Source organism: Mesorhizobium sp. B2-6-1 (assembly GCF_006440475.1).
Lineage (GTDB): Bacteria > Pseudomonadota > Alphaproteobacteria > Rhizobiales > Rhizobiaceae > Mesorhizobium.
Window position 1 is genome coordinate 39,421 of record NZ_VFUH01000017.1, and the last position, 22,403, is coordinate 61,823.

22 protein-coding genes and 2 pseudogenes are annotated in these 22,403 nt (G+C 60.8%); 20 read left to right on the top strand and 4 right to left on the bottom strand.

The genetic code is table 11. The features are described 5' to 3' along the window. Positions 1-61: 61 nt before the first annotated feature. The 14 genes from FJ443_RS26880 to FJ443_RS31325 all read left to right on the top strand — a co-directional run bounded on the left by FJ443_RS26880 (position 62) and on the right by FJ443_RS31325 (position 13,512). Entirely contained in the window at positions 62-985 is a 924-nt protein-coding gene (locus FJ443_RS26880; protein WP_140523273.1) for an ABC transporter permease, read from the top strand. Continuing rightward, positions 985-1,995 (top strand): ABC transporter permease, encoded by a 1,011-nt coding sequence (locus tag FJ443_RS26885; RefSeq protein ID WP_210239621.1) that lies wholly within the window; start codon positions 985-987, stop codon positions 1,993-1,995. The genes FJ443_RS26880 and FJ443_RS26885 overlap by 1 nt, the downstream gene beginning before the upstream one ends. Before the next feature lie 97 nt (positions 1,996-2,092). Further along, positions 2,093-3,028 (top strand): ABC transporter ATP-binding protein, encoded by a 936-nt coding sequence (locus FJ443_RS26890; RefSeq protein WP_181165428.1) that lies wholly within the window; start codon positions 2,093-2,095, stop codon positions 3,026-3,028. After that, positions 3,025-4,080, top strand: coding sequence for an ABC transporter ATP-binding protein (locus FJ443_RS26895; RefSeq protein WP_140523278.1), 1,056 nt, complete (start codon positions 3,025-3,027; stop codon positions 4,078-4,080). Before FJ443_RS26890 ends, FJ443_RS26895 begins: the two co-directional genes overlap by 4 nt. A 29-nt stretch (positions 4,081-4,109) precedes the next feature. Continuing rightward, entirely contained in the window at positions 4,110-4,859 is a 750-nt protein-coding gene (fabG, locus tag FJ443_RS26900; protein ID WP_140523280.1) for a 3-oxoacyl-ACP reductase FabG, read from the top strand. An 84-nt stretch (positions 4,860-4,943) separates the two neighbouring features. Beyond that, on the top strand, positions 4,944-5,708 hold the full coding sequence (locus tag FJ443_RS26905) for a FadR/GntR family transcriptional regulator (protein WP_224656196.1): 765 nt from the start codon (positions 4,944-4,946) through the stop codon (positions 5,706-5,708). Positions 5,709-5,749: 41 nt separating this feature from the next. Then, entirely contained in the window at positions 5,750-6,649 is a 900-nt protein-coding gene (locus tag FJ443_RS26910; protein ID WP_140523283.1) for a polysaccharide deacetylase, read from the top strand. A gap of 318 nt (positions 6,650-6,967) precedes the next feature. After that, positions 6,968-8,503 carry a sugar ABC transporter ATP-binding protein gene (locus tag FJ443_RS26915; RefSeq protein ID WP_140523285.1) on the top strand — a complete coding sequence of 512 codons (1,536 nt, stop codon included), beginning with the start codon at positions 6,968-6,970 and terminating at the stop codon, positions 8,501-8,503. A 2-nt stretch (positions 8,504-8,505) separates the two neighbouring features. Then, positions 8,506-9,480 carry an ABC transporter permease gene (locus tag FJ443_RS26920; RefSeq protein WP_140523288.1) on the top strand — a complete coding sequence of 325 codons (975 nt, stop codon included), beginning with the start codon at positions 8,506-8,508 and terminating at the stop codon, positions 9,478-9,480. Further along, complete coding sequence (locus FJ443_RS26925; protein ID WP_140523290.1) at positions 9,480-10,490, top strand: ABC transporter permease; 1,011 nt, start codon at positions 9,480-9,482, stop codon at positions 10,488-10,490. Before FJ443_RS26920 ends, FJ443_RS26925 begins: the two co-directional genes overlap by 1 nt. A gap of 30 nt (positions 10,491-10,520) precedes the next feature. Then, entirely contained in the window at positions 10,521-11,735 is a 1,215-nt protein-coding gene (locus FJ443_RS26930) for a sugar ABC transporter substrate-binding protein (RefSeq protein ID WP_140523293.1), read from the top strand. Between the two features lie 183 nt (positions 11,736-11,918). After that, positions 11,919-12,251 carry a hypothetical protein gene (locus FJ443_RS26935; RefSeq protein WP_140523295.1) on the top strand — a complete coding sequence of 111 codons (333 nt, stop codon included), beginning with the start codon at positions 11,919-11,921 and terminating at the stop codon, positions 12,249-12,251. Next, complete coding sequence (locus FJ443_RS26940) at positions 12,244-13,284, top strand: GTP-binding protein (RefSeq protein ID WP_140523298.1); 1,041 nt, start codon at positions 12,244-12,246, stop codon at positions 13,282-13,284. Before FJ443_RS26935 ends, FJ443_RS26940 begins: the two co-directional genes overlap by 8 nt. A gap of 54 nt (positions 13,285-13,338) precedes the next feature. After that, positions 13,339-13,512 carry a hypothetical protein gene (locus FJ443_RS31325; RefSeq protein WP_181167739.1) on the top strand — a complete coding sequence of 58 codons (174 nt, stop codon included), beginning with the start codon at positions 13,339-13,341 and terminating at the stop codon, positions 13,510-13,512. A 496-nt stretch (positions 13,513-14,008) separates the two neighbouring features. On the opposite strand, the pseudogene FJ443_RS26950 reads toward FJ443_RS31325, so the two are convergent. Continuing rightward, positions 14,009-14,446 (bottom strand): annotated as a pseudogene (locus FJ443_RS26950) (transposase); the annotation flags it as partial. Between the two features lie 559 nt (positions 14,447-15,005). Here FJ443_RS26950 and FJ443_RS26955 point away from each other — a divergent pair. Next, positions 15,006-15,881, top strand: a complete 876-nt coding sequence (locus FJ443_RS26955) for a hypothetical protein (protein WP_224656195.1) — start codon at positions 15,006-15,008, stop codon at positions 15,879-15,881. A gap of 215 nt (positions 15,882-16,096) precedes the next feature. On the opposite strand, the gene xth is transcribed toward FJ443_RS26955, so the two are convergent. From xth to FJ443_RS26975, 3 genes are all read right to left on the bottom strand, one after another. Beyond that, positions 16,097-16,873, bottom strand: coding sequence for an exodeoxyribonuclease III (gene xth / locus FJ443_RS26960; protein ID WP_140523301.1), 777 nt, complete (start codon positions 16,871-16,873; stop codon positions 16,097-16,099). Between the two features lie 10 nt (positions 16,874-16,883). Further along, complete coding sequence (locus FJ443_RS26965; RefSeq protein ID WP_140523303.1) at positions 16,884-17,066, bottom strand: DUF3606 domain-containing protein; 183 nt, start codon at positions 17,064-17,066, stop codon at positions 16,884-16,886. Between the two features lie 1,206 nt (positions 17,067-18,272). Beyond that, positions 18,273-18,488, bottom strand: a complete 216-nt coding sequence (locus tag FJ443_RS26975; RefSeq protein WP_140523309.1) for a hypothetical protein — start codon at positions 18,486-18,488, stop codon at positions 18,273-18,275. 171 nt (positions 18,489-18,659) lie between these two features. On the opposite strand from FJ443_RS26975, the gene FJ443_RS26980 reads away from it, so the two are divergent. The 5 genes and pseudogenes from FJ443_RS26980 to FJ443_RS31845 all read left to right on the top strand — a co-directional run. Next, a complete protein-coding gene (locus FJ443_RS26980) occupies positions 18,660-19,670 on the top strand; it encodes an SDR family oxidoreductase (protein WP_140555432.1) in 1,011 nt (336 codons plus the stop codon). Between the two features lie 254 nt (positions 19,671-19,924). Next, complete coding sequence (locus tag FJ443_RS26985) at positions 19,925-20,062, top strand: hypothetical protein (RefSeq protein ID WP_224656193.1); 138 nt, start codon at positions 19,925-19,927, stop codon at positions 20,060-20,062. Positions 20,063-20,574: 512 nt separating this feature from the next. Continuing rightward, positions 20,575-20,811, top strand: a complete 237-nt coding sequence (locus tag FJ443_RS26990; RefSeq protein ID WP_140523311.1) for a hypothetical protein — start codon at positions 20,575-20,577, stop codon at positions 20,809-20,811. Positions 20,812-21,434: 623 nt separating this feature from the next. Then, entirely contained in the window at positions 21,435-22,121 is a 687-nt protein-coding gene (locus FJ443_RS26995) for an amidohydrolase (RefSeq protein WP_318013174.1), read from the top strand. Then, positions 22,103-22,237, top strand: a pseudogene (locus FJ443_RS31845) (ACP phosphodiesterase); the annotation flags it as partial. The gene FJ443_RS26995 and the pseudogene FJ443_RS31845, both read left to right, overlap by 19 nt. Between the last annotated feature and the right edge of the window lie 166 nt (positions 22,238-22,403).

The window sequence follows — 22,403 nt, forward strand, 5'->3', positions numbered from 1 at the left end:
AGGTCTTGTCCCTGGAGGCTGCCGCCTCCGGGGACAAGTTAGTGTATCGGAAAGATCTTAGATGTCTTCGAAGCTTAGCCTTCTCCTGAGGCTGGCGGTCATCCGGCCGAGATTTGCGATCGGCTATCTGATCGTCATCGCGATCACCCTGCTGGCGATCTTCGCGCCGGCCATTGCACCCTATTCGCCGACCGAGGCGGATTCGGCCAGCTTCCTGCAGCCGCCGGATGCCACCCATCTCTTTGGCACCGACAATGTCGGCATGGATATTTTCAGTCGTTCCATCTACGCGCCCCGCATCGACCTGACGATCGCGATACTGGGCACGCTCCTGTCGGCGCTGATTGGCGGCTCGATCGGTGCTGTTGTTGGTTTCTACAGCAGCGGGCGCGGCATTCGCGTGTGGCTATCCTTCGCCGTCATGCGCGCGGCCGACGTGCTGCAGGCATTTCCCATTTTCGTCTTCGCCATCGCCCTGGTTGCCAGCCTCGGTCAGAGCATCCAGACGGTGGTTCTGGCCATAGCCTTCGTCAATGCGCCGATCTACTTGCGTCTCATGCGCTCGCAGGTGCTCAGCATCCGCTCCATGCGCTATGTCGAGGCTTCGCAGGTCAATGGCCTGTCGGACATGCAGACCATTCGGCGCCACATCATTCCCAATGCGATGGCGCCGGTGCTGGCGCAGCTATCGGTCAATGTCGGCTGGGGCATCCTGCTGACCTCGGCGCTGTCCTTCGTTGGTGCCGGCGTGCGCGCGCCGACACCTGAATGGGGCAGCATGATCGCCATGGGCTTTCAAAACGTGGTGACCGGCCAGTGGTGGCCGTCCATGTTCCCCGGCGCGATGCTCGCGATCACCGTATTCGGCTTCTCGTTGGTCGGCGCGTCCATCGAGGTCCTGGCCGATCCGTCCAAGCGCCGGCAGCTGCTGAGCGATGCACGCGAGCATCGCCGCCGGGTCGACCGGCCGGCGGAGGGCGCCTGATGCGCATCCTGGCCTATCTCGCCAAGCGCCTGATTTTCGTGATCCCGCAGTTGCTGGGCATTGTGCTCGTGAGCTTCCTGCTGGTGAAGAGCATTCCGGGTGACCCCGCTGTGCTGATGCTCGGGCCCACGGCGACGCCTTCGGCCATCGCCTCACTGCGCCAGCAGCTCGGGCTCGACCAGCCTCTCTACATGCAGTTCCTGATCTATGTGCGCAATCTCTTGCATGGCGACCTGGGAACCTCCTGGCAGACAACGCGGCCGGTGCTCGAGGATCTGCTTCAGCGCTTCCCGGCGACCCTCGAACTCGTCACGCTTTCGCTGCTCCTGGCTATCATCGTTGGGGTAACGCTGGGCGTCTATGCGGCGCGCAAGCCAAACGGCTGGATCGCGCGCCTGTCCGATCTCTATGGCTTGAGTGCCGGTGCGCTACCGGACTTCTGGTTCGCCCTCGTGCTGATCTTCATCTTCTATACCGTGCTCGGCTGGGCGCCTGCGCCTCTCGGCCGTATCGACATGATCGTCATACCGCCGGCGCCGGTCACCGGAGCCCTCACCATCGACGCGCTTCTCGCCGGCGACCTGCAGGCCTTCTGGTCTGCCTGCGCGCATCTGGTCCTGCCGGTGATGACGCTCGGGCTCCTGAATGCCGGTCCCATCCTCAAGATGACGCAGGCGACGATGGAGAAGATGCTGGACTCCGATTTCAGCCGCTTTGAAGTTTTGTGCGGGGTGCCGCAGAACCTTGTCGTGCGCCATGCGCTGCGCAATGCGTTGCCATCGATCGTCACCATTATCAGCGTGCTCTACGGCTTCCTGATCGGCGGTGCGGTGCTCGTCGAGATCGTGTTCTCGTGGGGAGGGGCGGGGCAATACGCGGTGCAAGGTGTGCTGAATTCGGACATCTATCCGGTTCTGGGCTTTGTGCTCTTCTCCGCCATCTTCTCCCTCATCGTCTACATCGCGGTCGACCTCATCTATTTCCTGCTCGACCCGCGGATCAGCAATTAATGTGAGAATGTCATTGGGCGCAGCAGAAATCATAAGCAAAACGCGCAACGCGTCCGGCGGCGACAAGCCGCCGTTGATCGACATCAGGAACTTGCGCGTGACGTTCCCGTCCGGAAGCGCCGAACCGAAGGCGGTGCTGAAGGGCATCGACCTTGCAGTACAGCCTGGCGAGATCGTTGGCCTGGTCGGTGAGAGTGGCGCGGGCAAGACGACGCTCGCCCGCTCCATCCTCGGGCTGCCGCCATCGCCGGGCCGCATCGCCGGCGGCGAAGTCCACTTCGAGGGCCGCCAGATCCTCAGCCTGTCCGAATCCGAACTCCGCCGTCTTCGCGGCCGCCGTCTCTCGGTCGTGGTGCCGAATCCCCGCGCTGAGCTCAATCCGCTGCTCAAGGTCGGCGACCAGATCGCCGCGATGGCGAGGATCCATCTCGGCGTCGGCGGCAAGGAGGCGCGGCGCATGGCGTTGAAGATCCTGCACGACGTGCAGATACCGGACCCGGAACGGCGCATGGATGCCTATCCTCACGAACTGTCCGGCGGCATGGCGCAGCGCGTCGTCATCGCCATGGCGCTGATCTGCAGCCCGGCCTTTATCATCTCGGATGACGCCACCAGCGGACTCGACGTCACGGTGCAGGCGCAGATCCTGGCCCTGCTGACCAAGCTTGCCTCGGAGCATGGCAGCGCCATGCTGTTCATCACCCGCGACGTCGGCATCACCGCGCATTTCTGCAATCGCATCGCTGTGCTGTTCTCGGGCGAAATCGTCGAAATCGCGCCGCGCGAGGCTCTCTTCCTCGCGCCCGCGCATCCCTACACATTGATGCTGCTTGCAGCCTTCTCCCATAGCCCCAGGCTGCGCGACAGCTGGAGCGTGCCGGACACTGGCCGGCGGCGCGAACCGCCCACCGGCTGCCAGTATGCCAACCGCTGTCCCATCTCTCAGCCGGTTTGCCGCGCACAGCGGCCACCTTTCGCCGAGATCGGTCCGGGCCACTTCGTCCGCTGCCATTTCCCCGTGAGGCACGCATGAACGCCGTCCTGACCATCGACAACCTCTACAAGCGCTTCCCCATTGCCGGCTCCAAGCAGGTGGTACAGGCGATCAACGGCGTCAGCCTGACCATCGAGCCGGGTGAGACACTGGGGCTCGTGGGCGAGAGTGGCTCAGGCAAGACCACGGTCGGCCGCTGCATCGTCGGCCTGATCGAGCCGACCGCCGGAAACATTCGCTTCCGCGGCACCGACCTGGCGCAGCGCCATCAACACAAGAGCAAGCTGGCTGGCAAGATTCAGCTTGTATTCCAGGAACCGAACGAGTCGCTCGACCCGCGCATGAAGATCGGCGACACGATCTGCGAGCCGCTCCTGCCGCTAAAGCTCGACCGCGAAACGAGGCGCCGCCGCACGGCCGACGCCTTGCGCCTGGTGCGGCTGGATACCGACTTGCTCGACGCCTATCCTTCCGAGCTGCCTTCCGGGCAACAGCAGCGTGTCGGCATAGCGCGCGCCATGGTCACGGAGCCCGAACTCGTCGTCCTCGACGAACCGACCTCGGCGCTCGACCCGACCGCCCGCGCCGAGATCATCGATTTGCTGCGGCGCATCCAGAGCGAACGCAACACCGCCTATCTGTTCATCTCCCACGACCTCTCCACGGTGCGCTTCATCAGCCACCGCGTCGCGGTGATGTATCTCGGCATGATCGTTGAGCAGGGCAGCGCCGAAACGGTCTTCAATCGCCCGCAACATCCCTATTCCAGTGGTTTGCTGTCGTCGGTCATGCTGCCGCATCCGCATCTCAAGATCGAAAGCAGCGTCAGCCTCAAAGGCGAGATCCCGAGCCCGATCAATCTGCCCCAGGGCTGCTTCCTGGCATCGCGCTGCCCGTTCGTCATCGATCGCTGCCGCCGTGAGATGCCGCCGGCTGAGACGGTCGGCGAACGGCACACGGTCCATTGCTTTCGCCACAAGGACGTCGCCGCTTCGGTGCCGGCCTCCGACACCTTCAACGTGTTCATGAAGGAAGCCGAACGCATCCTCGGCCGGCCGGCGCCCGGTGGTCTCGCGTCTTCGCTACGATAGTCAATCAACCAGGAAATGGGAAACCAAGCATGTCAGGACGTCTCGCTGGAAAGAAAGCACTGGTCACGGGAGGCGCACGCGGCATCGGTGGCGCGATTGCCACGGCCTTCGCGCGCGAGGGCGCCGACGTGGCCGTTCTCGACCTGAAACTCGAGGCCGCCGAGGCGCGCATCTCCGCCCTTGCTGATTTCGGTGCAAGGACCTTCGCCGTCGCGGCCGACGTCAGCGACGAGGCGCAGGTCGAGGCAGCCGTCAAGAAGGTGGAGGCGGCGCTCGGCCATATCGACATACTGGTCAACAATGCCGGCATCGACACGACGTCCGTCGTCGCCGAAATGAGCACCGGCATGTGGGACCAGATGATGGCCGTCAACCTGCGCAGCGTCTTTCTTTGCACGCGCGCGGTGCTGAAGCCGATGATTTCCCGCAAGTTCGGCCGCATCATCAATATCGCCTCGCAGCTCGGTCACAAGGGCGCGCCGGAAATGGCGCACTATGCGGCCGCCAAGGCCGGTGTCATCGGCTTCACCCGCTCGCTCGCCTATGAGGTGGCGCGCGACGGCATCACCGTGAATGCCATCTGTCCCGGCCCGATCGAAACGGAGCTATTCAAGGCGCTGCCGGAGGAATGGAAGAAGCGCAAGCTCGGCGAACTGCCGATCGGCCGCGCCGGCCATGTCGACGAAATCGCTCCCACCGCCGTGCTGCTGGCGTCGGAGGAGGGCGCTTACTACATCGGCGCGACCATGAATCCGAACGGCGGCGATGTCATGCTCTGATCAACCGCGGGCTGAATGGTTCCATCCAAATGTATCTTGTTCTAGCTATGTGGCGACAATTCCTGCTGACGCTGGGGCCTAGCCATGATGAAACGCAATCTTAGTGATGATGGAAAGACGGCGGCCTTACAGCCGCCCGACCTGCGGCGCGAGCGCCGGGAAGCCAGCGGCGGTGTGGCCCAGGCAACGGTGGCCGCCTTGCAGTCGATGATCCGCGACGGCAGGTTGCGACCAGGCGATACATTGCCGCCGCAGCGCGACCTGGCCCGCGACCTCAATGTGAGCCGCGCCACGCTGCGCGAGGCTCTGTCGATCCTCGCCACCATCGGCGAGATCGTTGCGCGCGAGGGAGGGCGGGGCTTCGTTTGTGCCGACCCTTCCGGCGCACCGGCAACTCCGTCCTGGCGCTTCGCGGCGCGTTATTCGCTGAGCGAGGTCTATCAGTTCCGCTACATCGTCGAATCCTACGCCGCCGAGCTCGCGGCGCTGACCCATACCGATCAGGAGATCGCCGACCTGAAGGAATGCACGATCGCCTTTCGCAACGCGGCGCGCGAAAAGGACCTCAATTCCTACGCGCAGACGGACTTCGATTTCCACAACCTCATCATGCGCATCTCGCGCAACAAGCTGCTGGTGGACATGCACCAGACATTCGCGAGCGTGCTGCTGGAGAGCCAGCGCCTGCCCACCGAGCGGCGGGGCAATCTGCTGTTCGCGGTGCAGGAGCATGATCGCATCCTGGAGGCGATTGCCATGGGCGATCCCGATGGCGCCAACTACTACATGCGCAAACATATCAGCATGGCGGGAAGCCGGGCCGGTCTTCCACCCTCGCAACTACCCTAGACGCCCTTCGGCCGGGGACATGAACAACGAAAGGAAGAGAGATGCCGAAAGAAATGTTTGTATCCTACGGAGTGGACGTTGACGCTGTCGCCGGCTGGTTGGGTTCCTACGGCGGTGAGGACAGCCCTTGCGACATCTCTCGCGGCGCCTTCGCAGGCAAGGTCGGCAGCCTCCGGCTGCTTCGGATGTTCGAAAAGTGGGGGATCAAGACGACATGGTTCATCCCCGGTCATTCCATCGAGAGCTTTTGGGACGAAATGAAGGAAGTGGCGGACGCTGGCCACGAGATCGGCATGCATGGCTACAGCCACGAGAACCCGATCGCCATGTCGCCCGAGCAGGAAGAGGCCATCTTCAACAAGTGCGTCGACCTGATCACCAAGCTTTGCGGCAAGGCGCCTCGCGGCTATGTCGCTCCCTGGTGGGAGTTCGGCTCGAAAACAAATGAGCTTTTGAAGCAGAAGGGGCTGCTCTACGACCACTCGCTGATGCATAACGACCATCACCCCTACTATGTGACGGTCGGCGACCAGTGGACGAAGATCGATTATTCCAAGCATCCATCCAGCTGGATGAAGCCGTATTCGCAAGGCGAGGAGACCGATCTCATCGAGATACCGGCATCCTGGTATCTCGATGACCTGCCGCCGATGATGTTCATCAAGGCCTCGCCCAACAGTCACGGCTTCGTCAACCCGCGCGATATCGAGCAGATGTGGCGCGACCAGTTCGACTGGGTCTACGAGAACTACGACTATGCCGTGTTCCCGCTGACGATCCATCCCGACGTGTCGGGCAAGCCGCATGTGCTGAAGATGCACGAACGGCTCCATGACTATATGAAGGGCTTCGAGGGCGTGAAGTTCGTCAAGATGGAAGAGATCGCGGCCGATTTCGGCAAGCGCTTCCCGCGCAGCGGCAAGGCACGTCCCAAATCCTGAGCGGCTTCGGCGTACTATGCCGGGATCGCCGCGCGGTCTCCGGCCCGGTTCGCTTGAGTGGTCAGACCCGATAGATCGGATTGATTATACTTTCTGTGTCATCTCGCCGATGGCAGCTCCCGTCAATTCTGCTGGAAACAGCAGAATTGATGGTGGATTTGGTGCCCTTCGCATTGCTTTTCGACCACCCATTTCCGGTCAGACCAAATGTGCTGAAAATTCAAGCTTTCTTGCAAGTTTTCTTAATTGTCATGGCGGGTAAGGCGTGCTAGCTCCAATCTTGGTCTGACCAAATAGGGAAGACTGGGAAGAGGTGGAATGAAGGATAGAACGCACAACGTCCTTGATTTCCGATCCGTGTCCAAGCGCTACGGTGCCACGATTGCGCTTGAGGATATTTCGTTTGAAATGCGCTCCGGCGAAGTGTGCGGTCTGCTCGGCGAAAATGGCGCCGGCAAGTCGACACTCGTGAAGATACTGAGTGGCGTCGTCACACCTGATACCGGCTCCATCGAATTGCGCGGCGCTCCTTTCAAGCCGCAGGGCATTGTGGACGCCCGCTTGGCCGGCATAGCAACCGCCTTCCAGGAACTCAGCCTGATTCCGACATTGTCAGTGGCCGCGAACCTGTTCCTGCCGCGCCCGGCACTCAACCGCCTTGGTCTGGTGTCGGCGCGCAACATCGAGCGTGAGGCGGCTGAGATTCTTCAAGCCCATGACGTGGCGGATATCGCGCCCCGGCGGCTGGTCGAGGATCTGCCGCTCGGCATGCGCCAGAAGGTCGAGATCGTGCGTGCGCTGCGGCACCGCCCGGCCGTGCTGGTGCTCGACGAAGCGACCGCCGCGCTCTCCGACCGTGAATGGCTTTTCAAGCTGGTCGATGCCGCTGTTCGTGGCGGCACGTCAGTGCTCTACATAAGCCACAAGCTCGACGAGATCCGCCGCTTGTGCCAGCGCTGCGTTATCCTGCGTAACGGCCGCAAGGTGCTGGAAAGCGATGTTGAATCCATGAGCGACGAAGCGATATTCAGCAGTATGGCCGGTCGCTCCGTGGTTGAATCCGCGGAGAAGGCGCCGTCGGCGGTTCGCGTCGGCGCCACGCCGGCGCTGGAGGTCGGTCACCTGATCGGCCCTGGCGTCAATGATATCAGCTTCTCGCTGGCTCCCGGCGAGATTCTTGGTGTGGCGGGTCTGGAGGGTCACGGGCAGTCCAGTCTCTTCAAGTCGCTGGTGGGCTTGTCGACGCTGCGAGAGGGCACGATCTCGATCGCAGGCAAGGCGACTTCGGTCGGCTCGCCTCGCGCGGCGCGTAGGCTCGGCATGGTGCTGGTGCCGGAGGAACGAAAGTCCGAAGGACTGTTTCACGATCTCACCACGCAGGCGAATATCTCGCTGCCGGTGATAGACAAGGTGAGCCCATTCAAGCTCGTAAACAGATCTTCCGAGCTGCGGCTGGTGGAGCAGGTAACCCCGGCAGTGAACCTTTCGAAGCAGCTCCTGCCCCTCAACGTCGGCGCGCTTTCGGGCGGCAACCAGCAGAAGGCGGTGCTGGCGCGGGCGCTGATAACGGGCGCGCGGTGCCTGCTGTTGTTCGATCCCACGCGCGGTGTCGATGTCGGCGCCAAGCGCAACATATACGCCATGATGCGCGCGTTCGTGCGCGATGGCGGCTCGATCCTGTTCTATTCGACTGAACTGGACGAACTCGTTCAGCTCTGTGATCGCTGCCTCGTTCTCTACCGCAATTCGATTGCCGGCGAGCTGGGCCGCGACCATCTCTCACAGGACCGTATGCTGTCGCTGGCATCCGGTTATCGCGACGGGTCGCGGCGGCCTGCCGCCCAAGGGGCGTAACGATGGCATCCGATACGCCTCGCGGCCGCTTGACAATTCTAGGCAACGGAGCGGTCGCCGCCATCGGCCTGCTTATCGTCATGTTCGCCGTCTATGCCGCCCACGAGCCTTCGGCACTCTCGCTGTTCGGCATCGGTAACCTCCTCAACAACGCCATCGTACTCGCCCTCGCCGCAACGGGACTGACGCTCGTCGTGGTATGCGGCGAGCTGGACCTTTCGGGCCCCGGTGTGATCGCCATCGCGAATGTGGTGGTGGCGACGGTGAGTGGCGGCGATGCGGGCGCCCTTGGCAGCTTCGGCCTGGTTCTGTTGGTCGGCCTCGTGGTCGGTGGTCTCAACGGCATACTGGTCGCCTATTTTGGACTGCAGTCGCTCGCCGTGACGCTCGGTTCTCTGATCGCATGCCAAGGCATCGCGCTCCTCATCCTTCCGGCACCTGGCGGCGAGGTGGTGGAATCCATCGCTTATGGCATCACCGGCGACATTCTACGCATTCCCGTGCCGGCGATCCTGTTGGTGCTGGTGCTCGTCTTCTGGTTTCTGCTCAAGCATTCGCGCATGGGCATAGCAATGTACGCGGTCGGCACGGATCAGACGGCCGCGCGGCTCTCGGGGCTCAATATCCGCGCCACCAGGCTATTCGCTTTCGTGGCCGCCGGCCTGTTCTATGCCATGGCCGGCTTCGTTTTCAGCGCCGAGATCGGTTCGGGCGATCCACGCATCAGCGATTCCTTCTTGCTGTTCATGTTCGCGGCGGTCGCGATCGGCGGCACGTCCCTGTTCGGCGGTCGCGGCGGGGTGGTCGGCACGCTGGCCGGTGCAGGTATTTTGACGGTGTTGCAAAAGATGCTGTTCGCGCTCGGCGTGGCTGACTTTTACACCAACATCTTCAACGGACTTATCATGATCTTGGCAATCCTTTTCGGCCAAGCCTCCGTCTATTTGGCGCGCCGTTCCGCGAGAAGGGAAGCCTGATGACCGACAAGGACATTACGACCCCGGCACAGACGTCCGAGCACGGCGCGCAGAGCGCGCGCCGCGCACTTGTCTCATCGGACCTTGTGCCGCCGATCACCGTGTTCGCCGCCACGGCGCTGCTGGTCATCGGCACGAAGATCGCCAGTCCCAATTTCGGTTCGTTCGACCAGCTCACCGCCATACTGGTTACCGCCATCTTCCTGGTGGTCGCTTCGTTCGGGCAGGGGCTGGTGATCCTTCTGGGCGGCATCGACTTGTCACTGGGCGTGGTCATCGGTGTCGGCGGCATGATGATCGCGGAACTTACGCGCGGCAGCAACGACGCGCTGCTGTACGCCATTCCGCTTACCCTCTTGTGCTGTCTTGGCATCGGTCTCATCAACGGCATCGGTGTGGCGATTGCCAAGATCCCGCCCTTCATCGTGACGCTGGCGTCCGGCATCACATTCTTCGGGGTGGCGCTGGGTTTCACCGCGGGCAATTCGCAACAATCGGTCGCTCCTGCGATCCAGCAGTTCATGAGCTCCCGCTGGCTGGGGGTACCCTACCCCGTCTATTTCATAATCGTCTTTGCGGTGTTCGCCTGGCTGTTCCAGAACAAGAGCGCGGAAGGCCGCAAGCTCTACGCCATTGGCAGCAGCCCTGGCGCGGCCAACGTGCTGGGCCTGCCGATCGCCGCGCTCACCATCGCAGTCTATGCCATCAGCGGCCTTTGTGCCGGAATGACCGGCATCCTCTTGGCCGGCTATTCCTCGAGCGCGACGCTTGACATGGGCGATGCGCTGCTGATGCCCTCCATCGCCGCCGTCGTCATCGGCGGCGCACGGGTCACCGGTGGCTCCGGCATCTATCTCGGAACTCTTGCCGGCGCGCTCTTCCTCAGCACGTTGTCCACCGTCATCACCACGCTCAGCCTCTCGCAGGGATTCCGCGACCTGGTGCAGGGCGGGATCATCATCATCGCTTTGCTGCTCCAGCGTGGGCGGCTCAATCTGCGAAGCCGTTAGTCGGCGGTCGCTTCAAATGGGAGAAAGAACATGAAGAACGCTTCGCGTAGACTGACTTACGGCCGGGCGGCCATCGCCGCCACGTTGCTTGGTCTGGGGACATCCAGCGCGAATGCCCAGGATACCTACAAGGTGTTCCTGAACATGAGCTACAGCGGCAACACCTGGCAGGCGAGCGCCGCCAACGGCATCAAGGCACTGGCTTCGACCCCGCCTTACGACAACCAGGTAGAGTTCAAGACCATTATCTCCGGCACCGACGTGCAGAAGCAGATATCTGACCTCCAGAGCATGATCGCGGCAGGCGCCAACGCCATTCTTCTGTATCCGCTCTCGCCGACTGCGCTCAACCGCACCATCAAGCAAGCCTGCGATCAAGGCGTCGTGGTGTTCACATACGACAGTACGGTTACGGAGTCCTGCGCGCACAACGTCTCCAACATCACCGCCCGTTACGGCGCCAATACGGCGCAGTGGATGGTGAACCAGATGGGCGGCAAGGGAGAGCTGATCTTCAACCACGGCGTCGCCGGCACGACCGTGACCAAGACCTATGACGAACAGGCCTATGGCGTGTTCAAGAAATATCCCGACATCAAGATCGTCGGCGATTTCTATGGCAACTGGAACGACGCGACCTCGCAGGAGGAGGTTGCCAAGATCCTAGCCGCGCACCCCAACGTCGACGGTATCTGGACGGTTGACGGCACCTTTGGCTCTTTGCAAGCCGTCATCAACAGTCGTCCCGACAAGCTGGTCGTGATTGCCGGCCAGTCCAACAACGGCTATCGTCTCGCGATGGCGGATCCGGCAATGCAGGCCAAGGGCCTGAAAGGCGTCTCCTCGAGCGCGGGTCCGGCCGTTGGCGGCTACGCCTTCAAGCTCATGATGGAAGTCGTGACCGGCAAGAAGAAGCTAACCGCTAACAACATCGAATATCCGCTGCCATGGGTTGAGCCGCAGGATGTGAAGCTCTGCCAGGGTGAGACCTTCGTTGACGGCTGCAACACTTTCCCTGCCGACAAGGTGCCACCGCTCTTCATCGACACCTCGCTGAACGGCGATCTGCTGCCCGAACTCAGCTTGAAGTCGGTGCAAGATGGTACGCCCACGCCGGGCGCAACCATCAAGGATCTGCCCGACGTGACCTACGCCGACAATTTGCCCGGCATCAACTGCGGAAAATGTGAGCCGACCAAGGGCTGGCTGGAGCCAAACAAGGTTAAGCCGATCCCGGCCCCTTGAGTTCCTCGACAGAAGAACGCGGCCTCGGCATTTCCGAGACCGCGTTCTTCTTCTGGTCGAAGCCTGCGGTAGACCAGGCAGGGGGGACTTGGCATCGCCAGGCAGGGCAACCACCTACAGAGGAACTGTAAGGCCCTGTCGGGGTCAAACGGTCTCCGAAGACGGTCATCCAAGGAGCAGATCATGTGCTCGCTATGCGGCGTTCTAGGCAGCAACGAACATTGGACCGATGCCGTGGCCCGGCCCGGCGTTTACACGCGCAACGTCGAAAACGTTGACCGGCGCCGTGAGCGCGCCAATCGCGTCAGGATAGCTAATCTCATCCTGGCCTCCTTCGGCATGCGGCTGGCGGACTGGCAGGGGACGGCCTTTGTCATTTCAACGCGAACGGGCAAGACCGAGATCATCAACGATCTCGGACACCTATGGCAGGCTGCGGAGCGTCTTTCGGGCAGGACTTGCGATCCGTTGGAGGCCGATGTCATCGCAAGCTTCGAAGCCGGTCGCGATGGCTGAACTACCGCCTTTCACCCCGGTCCACCTGCTGACAGGTTTTCTCGGCTCGGGCAAAACGACGCTTCTGAAACGGTTGCTTGATGACCCTGATCTATCGGACGCGGCCGTGCTCATCAATGAATTCGGCCAGGTTGGGCTCGACCACCACTTGGTGGAACGAATTGACGAAACCATGGTACTGCTTCAGTCCGGCTGCGTGTGCTGCACCGTGCGCGGTGAACTGGCCGACGCGATCCGCGATCTATATTCGAAGCGGGAGCGAGGCCAGATATCCCCGTTCCGGCAGGTAGTGGTCGAAAGTACGGGGCTGGCTGACCCATTTCCGATTCTTTCGACGCTAAAATCCGATCCGATGCTGAAGCACCATTTCATCGTGGGAAATGTGGTGACCACCGTCGACGTCATGAACGGGATTGCCAACCTCGACCGATATATCGAATCCAATCGTCAGGTGGCCATTGCCGACAGGCTGGTCATGACCAAGACCGATCTCGCTGACGACGCCAAAATCGGGCGACTTGCAGATCGGCTGGAGCGCATCAATCCGGATGCCCCGATACTGAATGTCCGCTCCGGGTTCTGCGCACGAGATCTGTTCGAGCAGGAGACTGTAGCCCGTGCAAGCCAGCTGCAATCGCAGTCAGGCTTCTTCTGCGAGGAGGCTGCCGTGTTGGCGACTGCCGACGGACAGGCGCATCAAGCGGCGATCGCATCCTGCGTCCTGGTCTGGGACGAGCAAGTCGATTGGACCGCGTTCGGCTTATGGCTCACCATGCTGCTCAACAGACATGGAGAGCGTGTCCTTCGGGTGAAGGGCATCCTGAACATCGCAGGTGAAGACCGCCCGGTCGCGGTCCACGGTGTGCAGCATCTCGTTCATCCTCCTGTACATATGGAGGCGTGGCCGAGCCAAGACCGCACATCGCGGCTGGTCATCATTGCCGACGGCCTCGATTTAGAACGGGTGCAGCGCTCATTCGCTGCATTCGCATTGGCCAGCCAGCCCAAAGTCATGGTGATCGGCGGCGCGTAGCCGAGCGCCAATGTACCCCACACGGACCAACCGACCGCGGCGATGGTCATTGGCATGCCGATCATGATGATCATCGTGGCGATGCTGGTGCTGCTGATGATCATGCGTCATCGGCGACCGAAGCGCGGCGGCGATGATCAGCATCACGCTGCCTTCGTCCCAAGCGAAAGCCGCTCCCCGCTCAGAAGACACAAACCGCCAAGCGCGGCGCGGCCGACGCGATGTTGAGCGCCTCTCATACACGCTGCGGCTCGGTGCGGCATCCCAGAACCACGATCACGCCCAACTGCGTCGGCATCTTGCCGATTTGGTCGCGGCCTACAATTTCGGTCGCAGACTCGAAACCCTCAAAGTCTCACCCCCTACGAGTTCATCTGCAAGGCATGAGCTTCCCAGCCCGAGCGCTTCACTCTCAATCCGCTCCAGCAAATGCCGGGACTTCTCTATTCGGTGTGTTGAAGTCAATCGCTTTCAAGCTTCCTCTACCATGGGCATTTGATGTCTTTCGCGAGGCCCTGCTTCTCTTCGGGATCGGCGCTTTGGCCCTCCCAGCATGGGATCAGTTGGAATGAAGGGGACAATCTAAACAGCGTTCTCACCACGTTGCCGCGGTGGAAACGAGTCCCGGCACGTCCTCTCTTCATCCTCCGTCCCGCGAAGGACATGTATCCGCCCTTGGCGGATCCCGTTATCGGATCTTCTCCCTTTCGTTTGGTGGACCCGGCTATATCACCCCCGTCGCTTCCTCTCGCGCCCAGCGGAACTCACCGCCGTCGGACCATATTCTGTGCATGATGACAGCCATTCTGCGAGCAAGGGCAACGGTCGCCCTTTGCCGGCCTCGACGTTTGGCGATGTTCATCCCCAAGTTTTCAGCCATGACCACTTTTTCACCACCGTCAGCAAGACTTGCGCGGCTTCATAAAGCAGCGTCCGCATCATGGCGTCACCGCACAGGGAAACACGTCCGACGCGATTGTCCTCGCCTGATTGATGCAACCGCGGCGTCAACCCGAGAGCCGGACCTACGGCTTTCGAGTTCTTGAAGCGTGCAGGAACGTCGACCGTGGCATTGAAAGCCAGCGCAACGACAGGGCCGATACCAGGCACGGTCATCAACCGCCTGCAGAACCGTGTCATCCTTCACGATCGACAACAACCTTTCATGCAGCACCGTGAACTGCTCGCGAAGTTTCTGTCGGGCGGCAAGCAACGCCTCCATAATGTCACATAGCTCCGGAATGTCGTTGGAAAGGTCCTGGATGCGATCTGCAAATTTGGCAGCGCCGACAGACTGGTGCAGCCATGGGTATCTCCCCTCGACAACCCCCTTCAGAAAAAACGCATCCAGCGGCCATTTCTCCTGAATTCCCGCACTTTGGCTTTCCAGCGATAAACTGGCCTTGGGCGATGAATGGAAACGGTCAGGTGTCTGTGCTCGAGAAGGTCCACATAATTGGCACTGTTGAATTTCGATTTCGGTCTCGAATTAAGAAAGCTGGTGCAAATCCAGCTTGATCGGCCTCTCGGGCTTCCGGACGAAAAGCGCAGATCCTGTTGCATTGCGCGCTGGATCGCCGATCGCGCTATCGCCCAGGCCCTAGCGAAGTAAGCAAAGGTACGTTCGCCTCCTGCAATCTGGGAGTTCTTGCCGACATCGGCGCGAAGGGCACTTGCGCCTTCGTAAAGCGTTCTCCTGTCAGAGATGCGGTGAAGGCTCCATGATCATGAAGAGAACGGATGGATCAGGTTCGAATGACAATGTCTCAACGGGCGTGCCGGCGTCCTTCCCCTTTGATCGGACCACCGTCGAACGCTTCCGGAAGAGTTTTCCCCGGGCCCGCTGGAGCGATCAACTCAAGGCCTGGTTTGTCCCGGGAAAGACCGCAGCTCGGCGCGTCAATCGTTGGATGGAGCAAGAACTCGCCGGATCGAGCGTGCATGCTGACAGCAGAGGACGCGACGCCTACGCCTTCGATCCTATCGTTTCCAAGTACCTGTTCGTGCACCAGGATCGGCTGGAGGTGCAAACACCATATTCTCGCTCGGTGGTGAAGGTGATGCGCGACGTGCCGTTTGCGTCCTGGGATCCCGACAGGCACGCTTGGAAAGTGCCATATCGCTCCTATGAACAACTGCATCGACGCTGGGCGGAAATTGAGGCTGCCGCTCTTCGCAACGAGCCCGAAGCGCGAAAACAGCGCGCGGCGCAGAGGCAGGGGTCTCCGCAAGAACTGGCGTCTCGCGCCCATGCCACGGAACGCCGCCGCAGGCGCTATCCGCTGGATCCAAACGATCTTCCGCCGCTTGGCCGGCCGGTAATGACACGGGGCTACGGTGTCATCGTCTTCATCGGGTGCGATGGCGAGCCCGTCGATGGCGACATTCTTGGTACCCAGTACGCCGACTTTCCAGACCACCATGACTATGTCTGGGGTCGGTGGCGTCCCGCCGCCTTCGATGAGCTCATCAAGACCTGGCCCTCGCGAACCAAGACGGAGATTGGTGACGCGCTTTGGTGGCAGCCAACTCTCGATGACCTCAGGGTCGCACGAAAGGCGGCGCGTGGGTTGGAAAGACGGCGAGGTCGAGTGTGACCCTGTTTGCCACCGTTGAGGCTCTTCTCGATGCCTCCACCGAAGTCTGCAAAGTCGGCGGGTCCATACCTCGTCGGGTTTGGACTCGATCCGTGCAAGCACGCGCGTACGGAAATTGCTGTCAGGCTCAACCAAGGACATGTCCGAAATATGCGACAAGTTTCGGACAAAGGCGTGAACCTGCTGACATCTGAACTTGGCCCCGTCAAAATCGACTAGTCGAGCTCTATCCAAGCCGGCGCATGATCGCTGGGCTTTTCCCACCCTCGCGTCCCAACATCCACGCCGGCATCGCGAAGCCTGGGCGACAACGATGGACTGACGAGCAGATGGTCCATTCGCAGGCCAGAACTCTTGTCGTAGCCGCCGCCATAGGAGTGATTCCAATAAGTATAGACCCCCTTCTCCGGGCGGATGCGCCGGACCGCATCGATCCAGCCATCCTCAAGCATCTCGGCATAGGCTTGCCGGCTCTCGGGGAAGAAAACCGCATCGCCGAGCCATCGTCGCGGCACCACGGCGTCAATCGGAGTTGGAACGACGTTGTAGTCTCCACACAGCACTGTCGGCGCTCCCGCTTTGAGCAAGTCCTGGCCGTGGCTGATCAAGCGGTCGAACCAGCGCAGCTTGTAGTCGAACTTGGGACCAGGCGCTGGATTCCCATTGGGCACGTAGAGACAGCCGACAACGAGCCGGTCCACCTGGGCTTCGATGTAGCGGCTGTGAGTGTCATCAGGATCGCCAGGCAAGCCGCGCCGGCGTTCAACCGGGTCCATCCCTCGAGTTACAATGGCCACTCCGTTGTAGGATTTCTGGCCATGCCAGATGGCGCCGTACCCCGCCTCGCGGATGGCCTCGATCGGAAATTTCTCGTCGGACGTTTTTAGTTCCTGGAGGCAGACGATGTCGTAGTTGGTGGCCGAGAGCCACTTGAGGAGCACGGGCAGCCGTCCATTGACACCGTTCACATTGAAGGTGGCAATCCGAACCATTTGTCGTGGCTCATTTCTTTCCGAGTTTGTCCTTGACCTTCTTGCGACTGTTGCCGACCGATTTCACGGCCGATTTGACGTCGGCTTTGCTTGCCCCACTCTTGCCCGCCTCGTATTTCACCTCATGATTCTGCCCGCCAGCGACCTTTGCGCGGTCCTGGCTGCGCCCGCGAGTTGTTTGAGTAGCGGCCATTTCTTCCTCCAAGGATTACGTTTCGATTTCCCAACAACGCGGCCGGACTCTTCCGGTTCAATTCATCGGCGCGTAGTGTGGAACTGAAAGTCAGGGCCGGCTATTGGATCGAACTATGTGTTCGGGTTCCGCATGCCGGCCGTAGAGGCCGCCCTCTACCCGGACATTACCCCCTGCCTCAGTTTCGTCCGTTCCAGCGCTGCGCGCTGATCGACGACATACCGGTCCATACGGGAATGACGAAGTGCAGGTGAAATGAATAGGAGATCGCGGCGATCTCTCCTCGATATACACATGGCGAGGCGAGCGACCGCGAGAAGCACGAATGTCCTCTTTGGAAATCCGGTACCCATCCGGTGAAGCAGCCTTGCTGACATAGGCTGAAGGGCTGCAAGTTCTAGTGCCAGCACTAGGAGTAGCCCTATGACGAAGCATCAGATTGAAGTGATCACCTCGGTCGAGCGGCGCCGGCGCTGGGCCGGAGGAGAAGGAGCGGGTGGTCGGCGCGACATTTGAACCGGACGCCAATGTTTGGAGCTTGCGCGATCGGCCGGCATTCAAGGATCGATGACGGACGCTTTGATCGCATTGGTAGCCGCGGCCACAGAGCGCACGGGACTGCCGCTCCCGGGTCCAGCGGCTTCACTTCGTCCAAGTTTTCAGGCTCTCTCACATTCTCCCGAGCAGCCAGATCAGCCCAGCGTCCGGCTCGGCCTCAGTGCTGCTGGTACCTGACGCCCTTTCGAGGGCGCAATGGATGTTTCGCAAAGTCGAGGTGCATGACTATCATAGTTAATTGTAACTGCTGGTAACCTTGCGTAACCGGTAGCCATCAGTAGCTTTTGAGCAGAGAACGGTATGTTGTATCCTGGTCGTTTTTTGGGGCCGAGCGATATTGTTATGCTTGCCCACGTTTGTCACTCCGTCTGCAAAGAGCGCGGCGTAGCCCCTGCTTCGAACGAAGCAGCGCGCATTGCTGCGCACGTCCTCAGGCTCTTTATGAACGGCCTGACTGAGGAGGATGAACTGCTCGATGCTGAGAGGAACTGGGCTCGACGGCTCGACCCGTCATACCTGCAGAATCCCGTCAATTACGCTGAGACGGAAGAGGCCGCGTAATCCCCAGGCGCTTGTCAAAGGTGAAATTATGTCGGTCGTGCAGACCGATTAGATCAATCACCAGCCGCGAGCTCCGGATCGGCCGGCTCAAATCATTGGACGAAGATGCGTTGCCGCTAACGGGCAAAGAACTCTGCTAGCGGTCAATTGGGTGGGCGAAATTCTGTGGGCCCACAACGCCAGCAGGATCGCCTCGTACGCACTGCCGATCTCCCAGTCGAGGTAATTTCGGCTGTCATAGCCGATGATTTGCTCCATTGCTTCCTTATCTCGGGCATTGAGAGCTCTTGGGTTCGCGGTCAATCGGACCTCCTGCGCAACCAGCCGCCCAGCCATTCGCCATCCCGTGGAGAAAATTCGCCATCCCGTGGAGAAAAGATGACATGGCGGCCCTCCTCGGGCTCTCTCGATCGGACCAAGGAGCCTTATCAGGCCGAGGCGGTTCGGACGTTTCACGCGCCTCGGAGAAGTCGAATGACCAAAGACCGTCCCCGTTCATTGTCCCGACGTGAAGTCATGGCGGCAGCAGGAGTCGGAATAGCGGCCGGCGTCTCGGGTACGGCCAGCGCCCAGCAAACAACGACCAAAATCTCAGAGAACGGACCCGCGATGCAAGATCCCCGCTCCAAGTACCCGAAGCCGCCATTCGAAGCACAGACGCAGCCCTGGCCCGGCCTGGCACGCGACATGAAGCCGAAACCCGACCACGGAGAGACCAGCTACAAGGGTTCAGACCGGCTTGCGGGTCGCAAAGCTCTGATCACGGGAGGCGATTCCGGTATGGGCCGGGCCGCCGCTATTGCTTATGCGCGCGAAGGAGCGGATGTCGCGATCAACTTCTATCCGTCGGAAGAGCCCGACGCGAGTGAGGTGATCCAACTTATACGAGATGCCGGCAGGACCGGAGTCGCGCTTCCCGGCGATTTGCGGGAGGAGGCTTTCTGCCAGAAATTGGTTGCCGACGCCCTGCAGCAGCTCGGCGGGCTCGATATCGTCGTCTGCAATGCCGGCCGGCAGCAGGCGAAACCCTCCATCCTCGACATAACGAGCGAGGACTTCGACGCTACAATGAAGACCAACATCTACGCGCCGTTCTGGATCATCAAGGCGGTGCTGCCGCATCTGAAGCCAGGATCCTGCATAATCGGAACGACCTCGGAACAGGCCTACGATCCTTCGCCCGAGCTCTACGACTACGCTCAGACCAAGGCCGCGACTATGAACTACGTGAAGTCGTTGGCGAAGCAGCTCGGACCTAAGGGTATTCGCGTAAACGGCGTGGCCCCGGGACCGATCTGGACGCCCCTGCAGATAAGCGGCGGCGCGTCGGAGGAAAAATACAAGAAATTCGGCAGCACAACTGCGTTGGAACGGCCGGGTCAGCCGGCGGAACTGGCCTCCATCTATGTGCAGTTGGCAGCCAACGATGCAAGCTTCGCAACCGGAAATATCTACGGGTCCGGCGGCGGCCAGGGGCAGCCATAAGCAAACAAAGGGGCAAAGGTGATGCTCCCAAGCGGATCCTTCATCACCTCGTCGCCCGCAAGATCCGCTGAGCGGCTGAGCGATGCCATCAGCTCCGCCTGCGGGGATATTCGCCGTGCAGGAGGAACATTTCGCGAGGGGGGCAGTTTGCGATCTGTGTCTTCCACTTCCACGAAACAGGTGCGAAATGACCGTTCGCGAGCTTTTAGAGCAGATCAAGGATTTACCGCCGGACGCTGGTCTGCAGCGCCGAAGTGGACGAAGCCTTTGGCATGAATCCTACTGCGGTAGAAATCGTTGACGACGCTCAAATTGGTAGCCGCAAGTCCGATGGCACCGAGGCGATCCAACTGGGCGGCGGGAGAGATAAGGTGATCGTCATTCGCTGGTGAGGCGCCGAGGGCAGCTTCCGTTCTTCAATAGAATTCACGTCAGCCATCGACGGCAAAGGCAAAACCGAGTTTGGAAGGAGCTTTGTCATGGCCATGCAGTCGAAAGCGCCGGCCTCGTGAAGCGCAGAAGGAGACCGTTCAGCGGGTGACGCACGAGTACAACCACGGCCCGCTATCGCGCCTGGAACTGGAAAGCCCGAAGGGAAGGGGGCCCGGTCTCATCGATGCTCTCAGCACGAAGGGGAATGTCGGCGGCATGATATGTGTTTCGCAGGACAGACCACGTTCCGTGATCCGGCCCCGAGGGCTATCGAGCTTCACACAAACCTTTGAACCCGGTCGGGCAAGCGCGGGATCGCCTGGCGAGGGATGCCGAGTTCGGGACAACTTGCAAAGATCGCAGCTTTCTCTTCACCGAACTGGTCTCATCTCTGCTTCGAATGATGCGAACCCGACCGGGCGCGAGCCAGTGCATGCTTCGTGTGTGGCACGCTCGACTTGAGCGCCGGTTGATGCTTTCCTATCTGGCTGGAGAGGCAAGGAATTGCATGGCAAGACTCGTTCGTCTCATAATCTGGCTGTTGATCGCGCCCGGTGACATTATCTCGATCTCGGATCGGCTTGGCGTTACCAAGGACCAAAACCGCGACCTTGTTCGCATGCTCTTCAATTCGCTCTTTTGGATATTAATCGTCATCATCGGCTTGGCGATCTGGACGTCACGAATGCCGGCGTTTGGCTCGCGCTAAGATATGGTAGTGTCTCGGCCGTCTAATCGCGGACCGAAATGCAAATTTGTATTGGGATGTCGTTTGCCGGGAGCACGGTCGAAATAAGCCTGCTGCTGCCAAGCCGTGCACGACGCGGACAAGACCGACGTAACTAGCCGCACGGGCAGTGGCCCTCCGGGAAGCGTATCCGTACGTTTCGCCTCCCTGCGATCGTTTGGCAGAGCAAGTAGCCAAGCTCGCAGCTATGGAAATCGATCAAGGATGACTGGTGAGTGGACAGTTCGCCCCCCGAAACTGATCTTTGACATCGCCACAAGGCGACTAAGCCATCGAGGCCGAGCCCTTGCAAATACGCATGAAGGCTTCGCCCGGAACACCGGCACCGTATCGGGATGAGGTCACGATTTGGTTGATCATAGGAATCGGACTTGCTGTCGATACAGGGGACAGCAATGATCATCGTCTACTCCGCTGGGCCATCGAAGGCTTAAAAGGCCGGTTGTCCAAGCCGTCGGCAGGAGATTGTCATGAAGAAGCATACTTCTCGTGAGGACACATCCGCCGTCCTGTCGAACATGGGCAGGCTGCTGCCCGATCTTGAGGCGCTCTACAAAGACATTCACGCCCATCCGGAACTGTCGATGCAGGAGACGCGAACAGCGGGCATTGCCGCTGAAAGGCTCAAGAACGCCGGTTACGAGGTAACAGCCGGGGTGGGCAAGACGGGTGTGGTGGGATTGCTCCGCAACGGCAAGGGGCCGACGGTGATGCTGCGGGCCGACATGGACGCGCTCCCGATCGCCGAGAATACGGGCCTCGCCTTGGCCAGCAAGGTCACGGCGACGGACGCCGAAGGGAACACGGTGCCGGTAGGGCATATGTGCGGCCACGACATGCACGTCGCCTGGCTTGTCGGTGCGGCCACGCTGTTGGCGCAGACGCGCAAAGACTGGAAGGGTACATTGATGGCCGTCTTCCAGCCTGGTGAAGAAACCGCCCAAGGCACCCAGGCCATGATCGATGACGGTCTGCTTAAACGCTTCCCCACGCCTGATGTCGTGCTTGGCCAGCATGTCATGGTCGGTCCCGCCGGCACCGTCGCCGGCAGCGCCGGGCCAATCACCTCCGCGGCGGACAGCCTTCAAATCCGGCTGTTCGGACGAGGGGCCCATGGGTCGATGCCGCAAGCGAGTATAGATCCCGCCGTTATGGCGGCATCCGTCGTCCTGCGACTTCAGACCATCGTGTCCCGCGAGGTTGCCGCCACCGATGCGGCAGTGGTCACGGTCGGTGTGTTGCAGGCCGGCACCAGTTCACGCCGGGCCTGATCACGGACGGCGGCGAAGTCACAGTCGAATCCACGCAGGAGTTCTTGCGCAACTACATGGCCGAGTTCCATATGTTCATCGCACGGGTCCTTCAGGTGCTTCCAAAGGATGCCTGATGTTGTCACGGAGCCCCTAGACGGCTGCGATCCGGAGGCTGAGGGAAGGGCGGCCTGCTTGCTGCCTTTCGCAACAATGCGAGAGTGATTGATGGCGGATGGCCCACACCGAAGATATCTTCAAGGGAACGGGTAACCCAGAAATGCCACTACGAAGGCATAGTCG